At 70.9% G+C, this 16,980-nt stretch carries 12 protein-coding genes; 4 read left to right on the forward strand and 8 right to left on the reverse strand.

The window, feature by feature from the left end; all coding sequences use genetic code 11:
- The first annotated feature begins 5 nt into the window (after positions 1-5).
- Together AC07PU_RS06760 and AC07PU_RS06765 are read left to right on the forward strand one after the other, a co-directional pair.
- Entirely contained in the window at positions 6-656 is a 651-nt protein-coding gene (locus AC07PU_RS06760; protein WP_495316258.1) for an FMN-binding negative transcriptional regulator, read from the forward strand.
- Positions 657-670: 14 nt separating this feature from the next.
- Positions 671-2,398, forward strand: coding sequence for a hypothetical protein (locus tag AC07PU_RS06765; RefSeq protein ID WP_495316260.1), 1,728 nt, complete (start codon positions 671-673; stop codon positions 2,396-2,398).
- A gap of 130 nt (positions 2,399-2,528) precedes the next feature.
- On the opposite strand, the gene AC07PU_RS06770 is transcribed toward AC07PU_RS06765, so the two are convergent.
- Genes AC07PU_RS06770 through AC07PU_RS06780 form a run of 3 tightly spaced genes read right to left on the reverse strand, consistent with a single transcriptional unit; the run spans position 2,529 to position 6,023 of the window.
- Positions 2,529-3,839: an MFS transporter gene (locus tag AC07PU_RS06770; RefSeq protein ID WP_495316262.1), complete on the reverse strand. Its 1,311-nt coding sequence runs from the start codon at positions 3,837-3,839 to the stop codon at positions 2,529-2,531.
- Entirely contained in the window at positions 3,836-5,263 is a 1,428-nt protein-coding gene (locus AC07PU_RS06775) for an amidase (RefSeq protein ID WP_495316263.1), read from the reverse strand. The genes AC07PU_RS06770 and AC07PU_RS06775 overlap by 4 nt, the downstream gene beginning before the upstream one ends.
- A 1-nt stretch (position 5,264) precedes the next feature.
- Positions 5,265-6,023, reverse strand: a complete 759-nt coding sequence (locus AC07PU_RS06780; protein WP_495316265.1) for an aldolase — start codon at positions 6,021-6,023, stop codon at positions 5,265-5,267.
- Between the two features lie 225 nt (positions 6,024-6,248).
- Here AC07PU_RS06780 and AC07PU_RS06785 point away from each other — a divergent pair, with 225 nt between their 5' ends.
- Positions 6,249-7,244, forward strand: a complete 996-nt coding sequence (locus tag AC07PU_RS06785) for an AraC family transcriptional regulator (protein WP_495316267.1) — start codon at positions 6,249-6,251, stop codon at positions 7,242-7,244.
- Here the strand turns inward: AC07PU_RS06785 and AC07PU_RS06790 are convergent, their stop codons facing one another.
- From AC07PU_RS06790 to ilvB, 4 genes are all read right to left on the reverse strand, one after another.
- On the reverse strand, positions 7,245-7,985 hold the full coding sequence (locus tag AC07PU_RS06790; RefSeq protein ID WP_495316269.1) for a 3-oxoacyl-ACP reductase family protein: 741 nt from the start codon (positions 7,983-7,985) through the stop codon (positions 7,245-7,247). It abuts the gene before it with no gap.
- 84 nt (positions 7,986-8,069) lie between these two features.
- Positions 8,070-8,648: a TetR/AcrR family transcriptional regulator gene (locus tag AC07PU_RS06795; RefSeq protein WP_495316271.1), complete on the reverse strand. Its 579-nt coding sequence runs from the start codon at positions 8,646-8,648 to the stop codon at positions 8,070-8,072.
- A 73-nt stretch (positions 8,649-8,721) separates the two neighbouring features.
- Positions 8,722-12,267, reverse strand: a complete 3,546-nt coding sequence (locus tag AC07PU_RS06800) for an indolepyruvate ferredoxin oxidoreductase family protein (RefSeq protein ID WP_495316273.1) — start codon at positions 12,265-12,267, stop codon at positions 8,722-8,724.
- 130 nt (positions 12,268-12,397) lie between these two features.
- Entirely contained in the window at positions 12,398-14,248 is a 1,851-nt protein-coding gene (gene ilvB, locus AC07PU_RS06805; RefSeq protein WP_495316275.1) for a biosynthetic-type acetolactate synthase large subunit, read from the reverse strand.
- Between the two features lie 122 nt (positions 14,249-14,370).
- Here ilvB and AC07PU_RS06810 point away from each other — a divergent pair, with 122 nt between their 5' ends.
- Positions 14,371-14,808, forward strand: coding sequence for an Lrp/AsnC family transcriptional regulator (locus AC07PU_RS06810; RefSeq protein ID WP_057595424.1), 438 nt, complete (start codon positions 14,371-14,373; stop codon positions 14,806-14,808).
- A 61-nt stretch (positions 14,809-14,869) separates the two neighbouring features.
- On the opposite strand, the gene AC07PU_RS06815 is transcribed toward AC07PU_RS06810, so the two are convergent.
- Positions 14,870-16,651, reverse strand: coding sequence for a carboxylesterase/lipase family protein (locus tag AC07PU_RS06815; protein ID WP_495316277.1), 1,782 nt, complete (start codon positions 16,649-16,651; stop codon positions 14,870-14,872).
- Positions 16,652-16,980 lie beyond the last annotated feature (329 nt).

Consider the following 16,980-nt stretch of genomic DNA (forward strand, 5'->3'; position numbering starts at 1 on the left):
GCCGCATGTACACGCCCAAGCCCTATGCAGAGGCCGAGCTCGCGACGCTGCACGAAGGCATGCGCGCCTGGAGCTTCGCCACGCTGGTCACCGTCGGCCCGGCCGGCGCCAGCGCCACCCACCTGCCCTTCCTGCTCGATGCGCAAGAGGGCGAGGCCGGCCTGCTCACCACCCATCTCGCGCGGAAGAACCCGCAGTTCGAGGACCTGCGCGCGGGCCGCGAGGCGCTGGTGATCTTCCAGGGCCCGCATGCCTTCGTCACGCCGAGCTGGTACGTCAGGCAGAGCACATTTCCGACCTGGAACTACAGCGCGATCCATGCGCGCGGCACGCCGCGCGTGATCGAGGAGCGCATGGCGATCCACGCCGTGCTGCGTCGCACCGTCGCGGTCTACGACACGCCGCTGCGCGCCGAATGCGCGGGCAGCTGGGACTTCGACGCCATGCCCTTCGACTTCGTCGCGCCGCGGCTCGACATGATCGCGGCGGTGGAGATTCCCGTGCAATCGCTCGAGGGCAAGTTCAAGCTCAACCAGGACCGCTCGGAGGAAGACCGGCGCGGCGTGATCGCCGCGCTCGAGCGGCTCGGCGAGCCGCAGGGCGTGGCCGTGGCGCGGATGATGCGCGAGCGGATGGAGACCGCCACGAGCGCGTGAAGCGTCGCGGCACAATGGTCCGCGTGCCGCTGCTTCCCCACCGCCTGCTCGCCGGCCTCGCGCTGGCCTCCCTCTTCGCCACCGCCCACGCGGCCGAGCCGCTGCTGCTCGTCACCGAGCCCGCCGCGCTGCAGGCCGCCGAGAAGTCCGGCGCGAGCTTCGCGCACTGGCTGGCGGAGACGCCGGCCGCCGACGGCATCGCGAGCAACCAGGCGCTGATGCGTTCGAATGCCTGGCGCTCCATCGCCGACCCCATCGGCGCCAGCCTCGCGGCCATCCAGCGCCGCGACAGGCAGGCCGGCGTCGGCATCGCCAAGTACCCGCACCGCCTGTTCGACGCGCGCTGGCTCGCGAGCCCCGATGCCTTCTTCGAACTGGTGGGCGTGGCCAACCGCATGGACCGCCGCCCGTTCCAGGACGGCGCCTGCGGCGAGACCCGTCTCGTGTACCGCCTCGCCTACCGCACGAGCGCGATGCAGTCGCGGCTGCCGATGACCGTCAACGTCGAGCTGCGCGGCGACGCGCCCGATGCCGACGGCGGCTGCGCCTCGGCCGCGAAGCGCTGGCAGCCGCCACCGGCCGCGATGGCCGACGAGGCGCTGGGCCGCTGGCTGGTGTCGGCCGACGGTCCGCTCGCGCCGCAGCGGCTCGCGCCCGCGCGCATCTCGCAACTCACGGTGAACCTGCAGAGCGTGCGCTGGCCCTCGGCCGTGCGGCCCGATCTCGGCGGCCATGCCGAATACATGCTGCGCGCCTTCCGCTGGAATGCCGGCGCGAAGCGCTACGACGTGGGCCCGCTCGAGAACACGCCCGACGTCGCGAAGCTCAAGGCCAGCGCGCCGCTGCGCCAGGAACTCGAGCAATGGCTTCGCCAACCCGAGAACCTGCGCGCGCTCGACGAAGCCACGCTCAGGATCCCCGAGCGCTTCCTCGCCACCGAGGCCATCTCGGTCGCGCCGCGCGGCCTCGAGCGCCTCGCCAACCGTCCGTTCGAACAGCTCTTCCCCGAAAACGAATGGCAGGCCGTGCCCGGCAGCCGTACGCTGCAGTCGCCACGCGCCCTGCTGCGCCGGCTCGACGACCTCAGTTGCATGGGCTGCCACCAGAGCCGCGCGGTCGCGGGCTTCCACCTGCTGGGCGTCGACCGCCGCGGCGCCTCGCGCAGCTTCACGCCCGGCAATGCGCTCGCGGTGCCGCACTCGCCGCATCTGCAGGACGAACTCGCGCGGCGTGCAGGCTACCTGCAGGCCGCGCTGACCACGCCGAAGCCCGATCCCTTCCGGCCGCTCGCAGAGCCGCTCGATGCAAACACACGACCCGAGCCGGCGATCGTCGGCGCGCGCTGCGAACCCACGCGCATCGCGGCCTCGGCCAACCCCTGGCTCGACCGCGCCGAGAAGCTGCCGCGCACCGCCTGCGAAGGCGCCGCTTCGGTCTGCGAGAAGACCTCGGTCGGCTTCCCGGGCGGCATGTGCTCGGGCCCCTGCGATCCCAAGGACCCGAACGGCACGTGCGGCGGCATCGCGATCCTCAGCGATTTCAACCAGTGCCTGGCGGCGAAGCGCCCGTTCGGCGAATGCCTCGCGAAGCACACGCGCCCCGGCAAGCTGCGCAGCTGCTCGGCCACCGCGCCCTGCCGCGACGACTACATCTGCGCGCAGGCCGAGGGCCAGCCCGAAGGGCGCGGGGCCTGCATTCCGCCGTACTTCCTGTTCCAGATGCGCGTGGACGGCCACTCCTGACTTTCACCCTCCCCCGCTGGGGGAGGGCCGGGGTGGGGGCACCGGGCGCATCCATACGCCCCGCGAACATCGGCCGCCCGGTGCCCCCATCCCGACCTTCCCCCAAAGGGGGAAGGAGTTGGGGAAGGAGTCACCCCTCGTTCGCCGCCGGCCGCATCTTCCACGCCGACAGCGCCGCCACCGCCCCCAGCACCGCCACATACGCCCCCACCGGCACGATGCTGCCGAACTTCGCAACCAGCGTCGCCGCGATGATCGGCGCCAGCCCGCCGCCGAGCGCGGCCGCCATCTGGATGCCGATCGAGATGCCCGAGTAGCGCAGCTCGGCCGGGAACTGCGCCGCGTAGAGGTTCGACTGCGGCGCGAACATCAGCGGGTAGTTGAGCGCGAGCGCGAGCACCATCGCCACCGTATAGGCCGTGAGCGAACCGCTGCCGATGGCCTGGAACAGCGGCAGCGCCATCAAGGCCAGCAGCACGCCGCCGAACACGTAGAGTCGCCGCGCGCCGACGCGGTCGGCCAGCCAGCCGAACAGCGGGATGGTCAGCACCATCAGCGACGAACCCAGCACCAGCGCATGCAGCGCATCGCCGCGCGAGAAGCCCAGCCGCGTGACCGCATAGGAGATCGAGAACACCAGGAGGGTGTAGATCAGCGTGACCTCGGCCAGCTTGCCGCCGATGGTCAGCAGCAGCGGCCGCCAGTGCGCCAGCACCACCTCGCGCGCCGGCAGCGCGGCGGTCTTGCGGTGCGCCTTCACGGCCTCGAACTCGGGCGACTCGTCGATGCGCGTGCGGATGAAGATGCCCACCGCGATCAGCAGCGCGCTGGCCAGGAACGGCAGCCGCCAGCCCCAGTGCAGGAAGGCGTCTTCGGGCAGCTGCGTGACCAGTGCGAAGGCGCCCGAGGACAGCAGCACGCCGATCGGCGCGCCCATCTGCGGCATGCTGCCCACCAACGAGCGCCAGCGCGGCGGCGCATGCTCGACCGCCATCAGCATCGCGCCGCCGAGTTCGCCGCCGAAGGACAGGCCCTGGCCGATGCGCAGCAGCACCAGCAGCACCGCGGCCCAGAGCCCGATCGACTCGTAGGTCGGCAGCACACCGATCAGCACGGTGCAGATGCCCATCATCAGCAGGCTCAAGGTGAGCATGGCCTTGCGGCCGAGCCGGTCGCCGTAGTGGCCGAACACGATGCCGCCGATCGGCCGCGCGAGCATGCCGCTCGCGAAGGTGCCGAAGGCCGCGAGCGTGCCCGTGACCGGATCGAAGTTCGGAAAGAACAGCTTGTTGAAGACCAGCGCGGCCGCCGTGCCATAGGCCAGGAAGTCGAAGCCCTCGATGGCGGTGCCGGCCATGGTGGCGGCGCCGACCTTCCAGACGCTCTGCGGCTTGGCGGCCGCGGGCGCGGCGGCGCCCACCGGGGTGGCGATGGTGTTCATGCCTTGTGCTCCTCGTTGCGGTCCTGAATCGATGCCGGATGGCGCCGGTGCCAGTCGGTCGCGCCCTGGTAGGCGCGGCCGGCGCGCAGCATCGTGGCCTCCTGCAAGTGCGCCGCCACGAGCTGGAAGCCGATCGGATGGCCCTCGGGCGTGAAGCCGCAGGGCAAGGTCAGCGTCGGATGGCCGCTCATGTCGTAGGGCGCGGTGAAGCGCAGCAGCTTGAGCAGGTCGCCCTCGTCGGTGCCCAGCGTGGCCATGCGTGCATTGCTGAAGCCCGCGTCGCAGGTCACGGGGATCGCGAGCAGGTCGATGTCGCCGAACAGCTTGACCAGCGCGCCCCGGAAGTTCAGCCGCTGCATCAGCAGCTTCTGCAGCTCGATGCCCGACTGCGCGCGGCCCACCTCGATGAAGCCCGAGAGCACCGGGCCGTAGCGCTCCTTCTGCGCCGGGTACGTGGCCTCGTGCGCGGCCGCCATCTCCACGGCCGAGAAGCGCAACCAGCCCGCGATCACCTCCGACGGATCGGGCAGCCGCACCTCTTGCAGCGTGGCGCCCAGCCCCTTGAGCGTGGCCAGCGCCGCCTGCATCGCGGCGCGCGTGGGTGCATCGACGTCGCGCGCGATGTGGTCGGCATCGATGCCGATGCGCAGCCCCGCCACACCCTGGGCCGACAGCGCCAGGTAGTCGGGCACGGCATCGGGCAGCGCCGTGGGATCGTCGTCGTCGGCACCGGCCAGTGCGGCGAGCATCGCCGCCGCATCGGCCGCGCTGCGCGTCATCGGCCCCACGTGGTCGAGTGAGGCCGAGTTCTCGAACACGCCGAAGCGCGACACGCGGCCCCAGCTCGGCTTCAGTCCCGTGAGGTTGTTGGCCGCGCAGGGAAAGCGGATCGATCCGCCCGTGTCGGTGCCCAGCGAGCCGAAGCACAGGCCCGCGGCCGTGCCCACGCCCGAGCCGCTCGAGGAGGCACCGGGCCACTGGCCCGCGTTCCATGGATTGACCGGCGCGACGATGCTGCGGTGGTGCTCGGCGAACGCGCCCTCGGTGTGCTGCAGCTTGCCGAGGATCACGGCGCCGGCCTCGCGCAGCTTGCGCACCACGGTCGAGTCGCGCTCGGGCCTGAAGTCGGCGTAGACCTCGGTGCCGTTGGCGCAGACCACGCCGGCCGCATGGCAGTTGTCCTTGACCGCCACCGGCACGCCATGCAGCGGACCGCGCCAGCCGCCACGCGCGATCTCCTCCTCGGCACGGCGCGCCTCGGCGCGCGCGCTCTCGGGCATGGTGCGCGCATAGGCATGCAGCGCGGGGTCGACGGCCTCGATGCGCGCGAGCATGCGCTCGGTCAGTTCCACCGGCGACAGCGCGCGCTCGCGCAGCCGCTGCGCCACCTCGGTCAGTTCCAGGAAATGCAGGTCCTCGCTCATCTCAGATCTCCTTGGCCTCGACCTGCCGCGCGAACATCGCGAAGCTGGCTTTCACGATGCTGGGCTGCAGCAGGAAGTCGTGCGATTCGCGTGCCAGCGCCGGATCGACCAGCTTGAGCCGGCCGTAAGCGCTCTGCGCGATCAGCTGGTTGCGCGCGGCGCGCTCGATCAGCACCGAGAGGTAGAGCGACTCCTCCACGCTCGAAGTGGCGGCCAGGAAGCCATGGTTGGCGAGCAGCACGCAGCGCTTGCCGCCGAGGGCGGCCGAGATGATCTCGCCCTCCACGTCGGCGATCGGCAGGCCCGGCCATTCGGCGAGGAAGGCGCAGTCGTCGAAGAAGGGCGTGGCATCCATGTGCGCGACCTGCAGCGGCTCGCCGGTCATCGACAGCGCCGACACATAGGGCGGATGGGTGTGGATCACGCAGTTGACGTCGGGCCGGCGCCGGTACACCCAGAGGTGGAAGCGCACGGCCGGGTTGGGCACGCCGCGGCCCTCGAGCACGCGCAGCGAGTCGTCGATGCGCATCACCGAGCCCGCGCGGATCTCGCCGAACGCATGCGCCAGCGGCGTGGTGAGGAAGCTGCCGTCGGACTGGCGCACCGTGATCTGGCCGGCCAGGGTTTCGGAATGGCCCTCCTTCGCGAGGATGCGGCAGCTCAGCGCGAGCTTCTCGGCATCGCTCCAGTGGCCGACGGTGAGGCCGTCGAGCTGCAGGGGCACGTCGGCGGAGGGGGCGTCTGTGACGGTGGGGTTCACGCGGGGTTCCTTCATCGGTGGTCGATGGCCGCCAATGTAGGAAGCGATGCCGCGCCGGGCCTTGCGCCTGCGCGCACGCGCATTGATCCAGCGCGCCAACGCGATGGGGCCGCATCTCGCCCGCTAGTGGAAAGTCTCGATGTGCGCCCGCGGCGCGCCCTCCAGACTGCGGGCGCGGACCGCCCTTGGCACGAACCATGCACGAGGCCCGGCTCCCACCCCACCATGCACCACGACCCGACCCCGCACCTGAGCTTCGCGCCGCACCTGCGCCCCTTCTACCCGGGCGACCTGCGCGGCTACTCGACCACGCTCGACGCACTGGTCTACCCCGGCGAACTCAGCGTGCAGCACAGCCATCCGCGCATGAACCTCGAGGCCTGCCGGCTCGTGGGCGGCGGCATCGCGGTCAGTTTCGACTCCACGCCGATGCAGGTGCGCCATGCGGCGGGCCAGTCCGGCCACGACGGCGCGGGCGAGGTGCTCGCGATGATCGCGGTCGACGGCCAGGGCACGATCGAGCAGGCCGGCCGCCGGCTGCCCTTCCGCAAGGGCGACATCGTGTTCCGCACCACGCGGCTGCCCTCCACCTGCGCGCTCGACGAATCGGGCCGGCTGGTGCAGCTGCGGCTGCCGGCCGGGCGCTTCTTCGGCATCTATGCCGACCTGCGCGACCACTTCGAGCCCTCGCTGGCGCAGCCCGGCTCGATGCTGGCCGAGTCGGCGCGCCAGCAGCTCGACCGCCTGTTCGCGGTGCAGGCGCAGCCGCATCCGGCGCTGGCCTATTTCTCGGAGCAGTCTTTCGTCTCGCTGCTCGCGGCCATCTACTGCGAGGCGGTGGCCGGCGCGCCGCAGGCCGGCGACGCCGGTACGGCCAAGCGCCATGAGCGCGACCGCTGGCAGCGGCTCGCGGCCTACGTCGAGGCCAACCTCTGCGACCCCGAGCTCTCGGTCGAGGCGATCGCGCGCGAGCTGTGCATCTCCAAGCGGCTGGTGCACCGCCTGTTCGCCACGCAGCAGACGCAGTACGGCGCCTACCTGCGCGAGCGCCGCCTCGAGCGCGCGGCCGAGGAACTGGCCAACGAGCGGCTCGCGCAGCTCAGCGTGACCGAGATCGCGTTCCGCAACGGCTTCAACGACCCCAGCCATTTCAGCCGCGCCTTCCGCGACCGCTTCGGCACCACGCCGGGCGGCTACCGCGCGGCCCGCCCGCCGGCCTGATCAGGCCAGGTAGCCGCCGTCCACCGTCAGCGCCGCGCCGGTGACGAAGTTGGCGTCGGGCCCTGCCAGGTAGGCCACCATGCCGGCGATCTCGCTGTCGTGCCCCATGCGGCCCAGCGCCATCAGCGGCTCCAGCCGCTCGCCGTACTCGGACTTCGGCGCCATGTCGGTGTCGGTCGGCCCGGGCTGCACCACGTTCACCGTGATGCCCCGGGGCCCGAGGTCGCGCGCGAGGCCGCGCGCCATCGAGGCCACCGCGCCCTTGGTCATCGCATAGACCGACGAACCCGCGAAGCCCACGCGCTCGGCCACCACGCTGCCCGTGATGACGATGCGCGCGCCACGCTCCATGTGCTTGAGCGCCGCCTGCACCGCCACGAAGGCCGAGCGCACGTTGACCGCGAACATGCGGTCGAAGTCGGCGAGCGCGTAGTCCTCGACCAGGCCGCCGACGAGGATGCCGGCGTTGTTCACCAGCAGGTGCAACCCGCCGAAGGCCTCGGCCGCGGCGTCGACCGCCTGCCGCACGGCCTGCGCATCGGCGCTGTCGGCGCGCAGCGCCAGCGCGCGGCCGCCCTGCCCTTCGATCTCGGCCACGAGCGCCTGCGCCGCCGCGTCCGACGACGCATAGGTGAAGGCCACGGCCGCGCCATCGTTCGCGAGCCGCCGCACGATGGCCGCACCGATGCCGCGCGAGCCGCCCATTACGAGGGCGGCCTTGCCGGAGAGAGATTTCGTCATGTCGACTTCCTTTTTTTAACGGATCGATCGATCCAGAATAGAGCAAAAAAAAGCGCACCCGAAACCGGGCGCGCGCACACGCATTCAACGCAGGCCGCGCATCGCCATGCGCGCGATGTCGCGCAGGTCCTCGACCGAAGCGCCGCCGCGTCCCGAGAGCTTGAGCCCCGACAGCGTGGCCATCAGGAACTGCGCGGCCGCGCGCGGCGCGAGCGCGGCATCGATCTCGCCCGCGGCCTGGGCCTCGCCGATGCGGCCCTCGATGGCCGACTGCAGCATGCGGCCCGCGGTGTCGGTCAGCAGGCTCACCTCGGCATCGCCGCGGCCGAATTCGCAGACCGCGCCGATGCCCATGCAGCCCGGCTGGCCCTGCGCGCCGAAATGGGTCGCCATGCCGTCGAGCATGGCCGCTAGCCCCGCGCGCGGCGAGGCCGCGCCATGCAGCGCGCGGATGTGCTGCGACACATGGCCCACGGCGTACTGCTGCAGCGCCTCGAGATAGAGCCTGCGCTTGTCGCCGAAGGTGTCGTACATGCTCTGGCGGCTGATGCCCATGGCGGCGAGCAGCATCTCGGTCGAGGTGCCGTCGTAGCCGTGGTCGCAGAACACGGCGATCGCGCCCTGCAGGGCGGCGTTGCGGTCGAAGGCTTTGGGTCGGGCCATGGCGGGCGAGTCTAGCGATTCCGGATCGACCTGTCCATAACAGGTGATTCCGGAATCGCCCCGCCCTTCCTCCTCAGGCCGGCACCGCCTCGCGCGCCACCGTGCCCGCCTCGGCGCGCGGCGCCACGAGCCGCGAGCGCAGCGCATCGCGCCTCACCTGCGCGGCGGCGATGCTCGCCTCCTTCACATGGCCGTAGCCGCGGATCTGCTCGGGCAGCTTCGCGAGCGCCAGCGCCGTGTCGGCATCGACCTCGTCCCAGCGCGCGAGGATGTCCTCGATGCCCGCGCGGTACTCCTCGATCAGGCGGCGCTCCGTCCTGCGTTCCTCGGTGCGGCCGAAGGGATCGAAGGCCGTGCCGCGCAGCCGGCGCAGCGCGGCGAGCACGCGGAAGCCCTGCAGCATCCATGGCCCGAAGGCGCGCTTGACCGGCCGGCCCTGCGCATCGCGCTGCCCGAGGATCGGCGGCGCGAGGTGGAAGCGCAGCTTGGGCGTGCCCTCGAATTCCTGCTGCAGCTTCTTCATGAAGGCGCCGTCGGTGTACAGGCGCGCGACCTCGTACTCGTCCTTGTAGGCCATCAGCTTGAACAGGTTGGCCGCCACCGCGCGTGTGAAGCGGTCGCCGCGGCCGCGGGCCTGCTCGACGCCGCGCACCCGCGCCACGAAGTCCGAGAAGCGCCGCGCATAGGCCGCGTCCTGGTAGGCCGTGAGGAAGGCAGCGCGATCCGTGAGCAAGGCATCGAGCCCCTGCGGCAGCTGCAGCGCCACCGGCTGCGCGGGCGAGGCCTCGCGCGCCACGGCCGCGAGGTCGAGCGCGGCGCGCCGGCCCCAGTGGAAGGCCTGCTGGTTGGCCTTCACCGCCACGCCGTTGATCTCGATCGCGCGCAGCAGCGCGGCCGAACTCAGCGGCACGCAGCCCTTCTGGAACGCGAAGCCCAGCAGGAACAGGTTGGCCGCGATGGCGTCGCCCATGAGCCGGGTCGCGAGACCCGTGGCGTCGATGAAGTCGGCCTTGCCGGCCACCGATTCCTCGATCAGCGCGCGCACCTGGCCGGCCGGGAAGGTCCAGTCGGGGTCCTGCGCGAAGTGGCCGGTCGGCTGCTCGAAGGTGTTGACCAGCGCATAGCTGCGGCCCGGGCGCATCTTGGCGATGGCGTCGGGCGCGCCCGCGGTCAGCATGTCGCAGCCCAGCACCAGGTCGGCCTCGCCGGTGGGAATGCGCTGCGCCTTGAGCTGGGCCGCGTCGCGCGCCAGCCGCACGTGCGAGGTCACCGAGCCGTTCTTCTGCGACATGCCCGTCATGTCGAGCACGCTCGCGGCCTGGCCCTCGAGGTGCGCGGCCATGCCGATCAGCGCGCCGATGGTGATGACGCCGGTGCCGCCGATGCCGGTGATGAGGATGTTGTGCATGCCCTCGATCGCATGCACGGGCGGCTCGGGCAGCGCCGCGTCGGCCTCGGGGCCGCGCGCGGCCACCGGCTTGATGCGCCGCGGCTTCACGCCTTCCACGCTCACGAAGCTCGGGCAGAAGCCCTTGACGCATGAGTAGTCGGCATTGCACGCGCTCTGGTCCACGCGGCGCTTCAGGCCATGGGGCGTGGGCTGCGGCAGCAGCGAAGTGCAGTTCGACTGCTCGCCGCAGTCGCCGCAGCCTTCGCACACGGCCTCGTTGATGAACACGCGGTGCGAGGCCTGCGGGAACTCGCCCTTCTTGCGGCGCCGCCGCTTCTCGGCCGCGCAGACCTGGTCGTAGATCAGCACCGACACGCCCTCGTAGTCGCGCAGCGTGCGCTGCACCGCGTCCATCTCGTCGCGGTGGTGGATGGTGAGGACGAAGCCGCCGCCATCGGCCGGCAGCGGCGAGCGGTCGCGCCAGCGCGTCGGGTCCTCGGCCACCAGCGCGATGCGGCGCACGCCCTCGGCCGCCACCTGGTGCGCGATGCGCGGCACGCTCACCGGCCCGTCGACCGGCTGGCCGCCGGTCATCGCCACCGCGTCGTTGTAGAGGATCTTGTAGGTGATGTTCACGCCCGCGGCCACGGCGGCGCGGATCGCCATCGAGCCCGAGTGGTAGTAGGTGCCGTCGCCGAGGTTGGCGAACACGTGGTTGCGCTTCGAGAACCAGGCCTGGCCGAGCCAGGGCGCGCCCTCGCCGCCCATGTGGGTCGTGGTGCGGTTGTGCTCGGGATAGATCGCGGTCGCCATCACGTGGCAGCCGATGCCGGCCAGCGCCAGGCTGCCCTCGGGCACCTTGGTCGAGGTGTTGTGCGGGCATCCCGAGCAGTACCAGGCCGGCCGTGCCGGCGTGGCCACGGCCTTGCCGAGCACCACGTCCTTGGCGTCGAGGATCGCCAGCCGCGTGCGGATCATGTCGCTGGTGTGGAAGCGCGCCACCCGCGCGGCGATCACGCGCGCGATCTGCGCCACCGAGAAGTCGGCCGTGGCCGGCAGCAGCCACTGGCCGCGCGGATGCGCGCCCCATTCGCCGCGCTCGTCGAACTTGCCGATCACGCGCGGGCGCACGCCCTCGCGCCAGTTGTAGAGATGCTCCTTGAGCTGGTACTCGACGATCTGGCGCTTCTCCTCGATCACCAGGATCTCGTCGAGCCCGTCGGCGAACTCGCGGATCGAGTCGGGCTCCAGCGGCCAGGGCATCGCCACCTTGAACACGCGGATGCCGATGCGCGCCGCCTCGGCCGCGTCGATGCCCAGTTCCTCGAGCGCCTCCAGCGCGTCGCGGTACGACTTGCCCGAGGCCACGATGCCCAGCCGCGCCGAGGGCGCGTCGATGGTCACGCGGTTGAGCCGGTTGGCGCGCGCATAGGCGATGGCCGCGTAGATCTTCGCGTCCTGCATCAGCGCCTCCTGCTTGCGCGCCTGCACGCCCAGCGTGTCGATCGACAGCCGCGCATGCATGCCGCCCGCGGGAGGCACGAAGTCCTCGGGCAGCAGGGTGCGCACGTTCTGCGCGTCGGCCGGAATCGAGCCCGACGACTCCACCGTGTCGGCCAGCGCCTTGAAGCCCACGGGCAGCCCGGCGAAGCGCGACATCGCGAAGCCGTGCAGGCCCAGCTCGATGTACTCCTCCACGCTCTGCGGATAGAGCATCGGGATCATCGAGGCCGCGAACAGGTGGTCGCTCTGGTTCGGCAGGGTCGAGGAATACGCGCCATGGTCGTCGCCCGCCACCAGCAGCACGCCACCGTGGGGCGAGGTGCCCGCGTGGCTCATGTGCTTGAAGACGTCGCCGCAGCGGTCCACGCCGGGCGCCTTGCCGTACCACATGGCGAACACGCCATCGACCGCGCTCTCGCCGGTCAGGTGCACCTGCTGCGTGCCCCAGACGGCGGTGGCCGCCAGTTCCTCGTTCACGCCGGGCAGGAACTTGACGTGGTTGGCATCGAGGTGCGGCTGCGCCTTCCACAGCGCCTCGTCGAGCCCGCCGAGCGGCGAGCCGCGGTAGCCGGAAACGAAGCCTGCGGTGTTGAGGCCGTTGGCCTGGTCGCGCCATCGCTGCACGAGCATGAGGCGTACCAGCGCCTGGATGCCGCTCAGGTAGACGCGGCCGGACGTGGAGGTGTACTTGTCGTCCAGCGAGACGCTGGCGAGATCGTGGGACATGAGAGAAGGCTCCGGTAAGAGTCGCGGGAGATGCCCGTTCGGCCACCGGTAAGCGGCCTGCGGGCGGAACACGCGCCGCGGGTAAGCGGCGCGCGCTGGGGAAGATAGCGCAGCGCGGAGGATCGTGGGCTCAGGCCTCCTTCTGTTCGTACCAGCGGTCCTTGGCCAGCATCACCTCGTTGTGCGCCGCGCCGGCCGGCATCATCGGAAAGCAGTTCTCCTGCGCCGCCACCTGCACGTCGAGGAAGAACGGTCCCTCGCTCGCCAGGCATTCAGCCAGCGCCGCGGGCAGCTCGGCGGGATCGCTCACGCGCCGCGCGCCCCAGCCGAAGGCCTTGGCCAGCGCCACGAAATCGGGCAGCGCCTCGTTCCAGCTGTGGCTCAGGCGGTTGCCGTGGTTGAGCTCCTGCCACTGGCGCACCATGCCCATGTAGCCGTTGTTGCACAGCACCAGCTTGACCGCCGCGCGGTGCTGCACCGCGGTCGACAGCTCCTGGATGTTCATCAGCACCGAGGCGTCGCCGCTCACGCACACGGCCAGCGCCTCGGGATGCGCCACCTGCGCGCCGATCGCGGCCGGCAGGCCGTAGCCCATGGTGCCGGCGCCGCCCGAGGTGAGCCAGCGGCGCGGCCGGTCGAAGCGCAGGTACTGCGCGGCCCACATCTGGTGCTGGCCCACGTCGGTCGAGACGATGGTGTCGCGCCCCGTGTCGCCGATCGCCTGCTGCAGCGAGGCCATGAGTTGTTGCGGCAGGATCGCGTCGGTGCGCGGCGCGAAGCCCAGGCAGTCCTCGGCGCGCCAGCGCTCGATGCGCTGCCACCAGGGCGCGAGCCGCGCGGCCTCGAAGCGCTCGGGCAGCAGCGCGAGCAGCGCCTCGAGCACGGCCGAACAGTCGCCCACCATCGGCACGTCGACCTGCACCACCTTGTTGATGCTGCTCGGGTCGATGTCGATGTGGATCTTGCGTGCATGCGGGCAGAAGCGGTCGAGCTTGCCGGTCACGCGGTCGTCGAAGCGCGCGCCCACGCAGACCACGAGGTCGGCCTCGTGCATCGCGAGGTTGGCCTCGAGCGTGCCGTGCATGCCGAGCATGCCGAGGAAGGCCGGGTCGGAGGCCGGGAACGCGCCCAGGCCCATCAGCGTGAGCGTGCACGGCGCATACAGCCGCCGCACCAGCTGCGTGAAGGCCTCGCAGGCCGCGGGACCGGCATTGATGAGCCCGCCGCCGCCATAGAGCACCGGCCGGCGCGCGGTCGAGATCAGGTCGGCCGCGCGCTGCATGCAGGCGCGCGGCGGCACCGGCGAGCGGTGCGTGCGCAGCGGGCGCGGCACTGGTACCGGCGCGCCTTGCCCCGGCAGCGCGAGCTGCACGTCCTTCGGCACGTCGAGCAGCACCGGGCCGGGCCGGCCCGCGGCCGCGATCTCGAGCGCGCGCCGCACCATCGTCGGCACCTCGTCGGGCGTGCGCACCTGGTGGTTCCACTTGGTCACCGGGCGCGACATGCCGAGCGCGTCGCTTTCCTGGAAGGCCTGCGTGCCGATCACCGCGGTCGACACCTGGCCGCTGATGCACAGGAGCGGCACCGAATCGCTGATCGCATCGAGCAGACCCGAGATGGTGTTGCCCACGCCCGGGCCCGAGGTGACCAGCACCACGCCCACGCGGCCGGTGGTGCGCGCATAGCCCTCGGCCGCGTGCACGGCCGCCTGCTCGTGGCGCACCAGCACGTGGCGCAGCCGCGGCTCGCCGTGCAGCGCGTCGTACAGCGGCAGCGCGGCGCCGCCCGGGTAGCCGAAGAGGGTGTCGACGCCGCAGGCCACCAGCGTGTCGAGCAGCGCCTCGGCGCCGTTGCGCACGCGCGGCGCGGTGTCGATGGCGAGCGCGGCATCGAGGGGCAGGTCGGTGGCCGCGCCGATGTCCGAAAGATTTTCGGCATCCAGCGTCAGGGCGAGGTCGTTGGGGAGGTCGAGCAGTCTCATGCCGTCAATTCTTCCGGGTTTGAGGCAGAATTTGCTTCTGATTTTTGGATATTCAGGCCTCAAACATGAAAATCAATCGCAAATCTTCGCAAGACGACGAAGGACTTTTCGACAAGATCGACATGGCGATCCTCCGGGTGCTGCTGCTCGATTCGCGCAAGACCCTGCAGGACATCAGCGCCGAGGTCGGCCTCTCGCCCACCAGCTGCTGGACGCGTATCAAGAAGCTCGAGGCGCAAGGCGTGATCAAGCGCTACACGGTCGACATCGATCCGGCCAAGCTCGGCTACCAGGACTCGGTGATCGTGCAGGTCACGCTCGAGAGCCACACCGACGAGACGCTCTACGACTTCGGCCGCACCCTCGCGACCATCCCCGAGATCCAGGAGGCCTACCTGGTCTCGGGCGACTACGACTACTACATCCGCATCGCGGTGCGCGACACGCGCGACTACGAGCGGCTGCTGCGCGAAAAGCTCTACAAGATCCCCGGCATCCGGCACAGCAAGTCGCACTTCGTGCTGCGGGTGCTGAAGGAAGCGAGCATGCCGATCCTCTGAAAGGAAAAAAGCCGCCCGGGCCGGCAAGACCGGCCCCGGGCGGCTCGGGCGCTCGCGCGCCTTACTGCTGCACTGTGATCGCCTTCGCCGTCAGCGAGGCATCGAAGTTCAGCATCGCCGGATACTGCGGCCAGTTCACGCCCAGCGCCGCGTTGTTCGGATCGCCACCGCGCGCGAACGCCGCCAGGCTCTTCATCATCGCGTCCGACAACTGCAGCCGCCCCGGCTCGTTGGCCTTCGAGTTGGCGAACTTCGAATAGAGCGACGGCCCGAAGTTGCCGAAGACGAACGGCAGGTCGAAGGTGTGGGCCGCGCCGAAGATGTCGTTGAACGGCGCCGGCGACTTGTCCCAGTTGAACTGGTACCACCACAGCGGCACCTTCTGCGCCGCGAGCACCGGAAAGATCTGCTTGCGCAGCGCGATGAAGAAGTACTGGTTGTAGAGGTCGGTGCGCGCGTTGAAGCCGGTCACCGGCGTCGTCACGGGCAGGTACTGGCCCGGGATCCACTGCTCGAGCGAGGTCGTCGGGGCCGCGTTCGGGTCGTAGTTGTAGGCCATCGAGAACACCGTCGGGTCGTCGAGCAGCCGGCCGCTGATGCCGCCGAAGGCGGGCGAGGTCGCGAGGTTCTGCGGGAACAGCTTGGTCTCGTCGCGCGTGTAGCCGGCCAGCACCGGCACCTTGAGGAACTCGCCCGCGTTGATCGCCGCGATCGGGTTGGTCGGCACCACCACGCCGTCGTTGAGCGGATTCGAGGCCGACAGCCCCAGCGGCACCAGCTTGTTGAGCACGGTCTGCAGCAGCGTGTCGGCGCTCTTCGAGCGCAGGTAGGCTGCGAGGTCGGCATTGCTCTGCGACGCGATGTAGGCGGTGGCCGCGGCCGTGTCCTTCACCGTGCCGTCGGCCACCAGCAGCGCCGCCAGCAGCGCGTTGTTCTGGTTCGGCACCGTGGTCGCGGTGGCGACACCGCCGCTCAGCGGCACCAGGCGCTGGAACAGCGCGGGCTTGGTGTTGACCACCAGCGGCGAGACCATCAGCGCATAGATGTTGACCGCGCCGGCCGACTGGCCCATCAGCGTGACGTTGGCCGGGTCGCCGCCGAAGCGCGCGATGTTCGCGTTGACGAACTTCATGCCCTTGATCAGGTCGAGGATCGCGTAGTTGCCCGAGTCGTCGTTCGCGTCCACGCCGGCCTTGAGCTGCGGCGAGGCCAGGAAGCCGAGGATGCCGAGCCGGTAGTTGATCGACACCACCACCGCGTTGGCCGCCTTCGCGAGCGCCGCGCCGTCGTAGACCGGGTCGCCGGTGTAGCCCGTGATGTTGCTGCCGCCGTAGACGAACACGATGACTGGCAGCTTGTCGGTCGCGCCCGCGGTCGAGGGCGTCCAGATGTTGAGGTAGAGGCAGTCTTCCGAGCCCGTGGTCTTGCCGATCGAGCTGCCGATGGTCTCGTCGTAGCGGTTGTTCTGGCCCGGGCCGTAGAGCCGGCCCGTCTGCGCGCAGGCATTGCCGAGCTTCTGCGTGGTCTTCGTCGCCGTCCACGGCTCGGGGTCGACCGGCGCCTTCCAGCGCAGCGCGCCGACCGGCGGCTTCGCGAAAGGCACGCCCTTCCAGCTGTAGGTGCCGTTGGTCGCGGAGTCGTCGTTGCCCTGCACGGGTCCGTAGGCCGTGGTGCGCAGCACCGGGGACTGCGCGGGCGGCGTGTCGGGCGGCGGGTTGCTGGTCGTGGGCGGGGGCAAGGCCACGAAGCCGGCACCGCCGCCTCCACCGCCGCCGCAGGCCGTGAGTTGCAGCAGGGCGAGAACGGCGCAGGCGGCACCGGCGCGCAGAGGGCGAATCGTCATGAAGTCTCCTGTTTTTTCCAGTGGTGATGGCCGCCGGTCCCAGGGACCGACGACCATCCACGAGTCTCGGCACGGTCGGCTCCGATTCCAATGTGGCGCGCGCACACCTTTGGCCCGCGTTCTATGTGAGGGCAAGGGCCGCGGGGGCGATAGCGCGCCGATAATTGCCGTCGACCCGCGAAGACGGGACAGCGAACGAGCCGCCGGTGCGCGCGGCCGTTCGATCGGGGAGAAACCGGCGGCCCACGGGTGCGCCCCTCGCTGCGAACGGCCGGCGCCCGTCCGGCGCACGCCGCGAGCCGACAGCGAGTTCCAAGGCGCAAGCGTTC

This window comes from Variovorax sp. GW821-FHT10D07 (genome assembly GCF_059415325.1).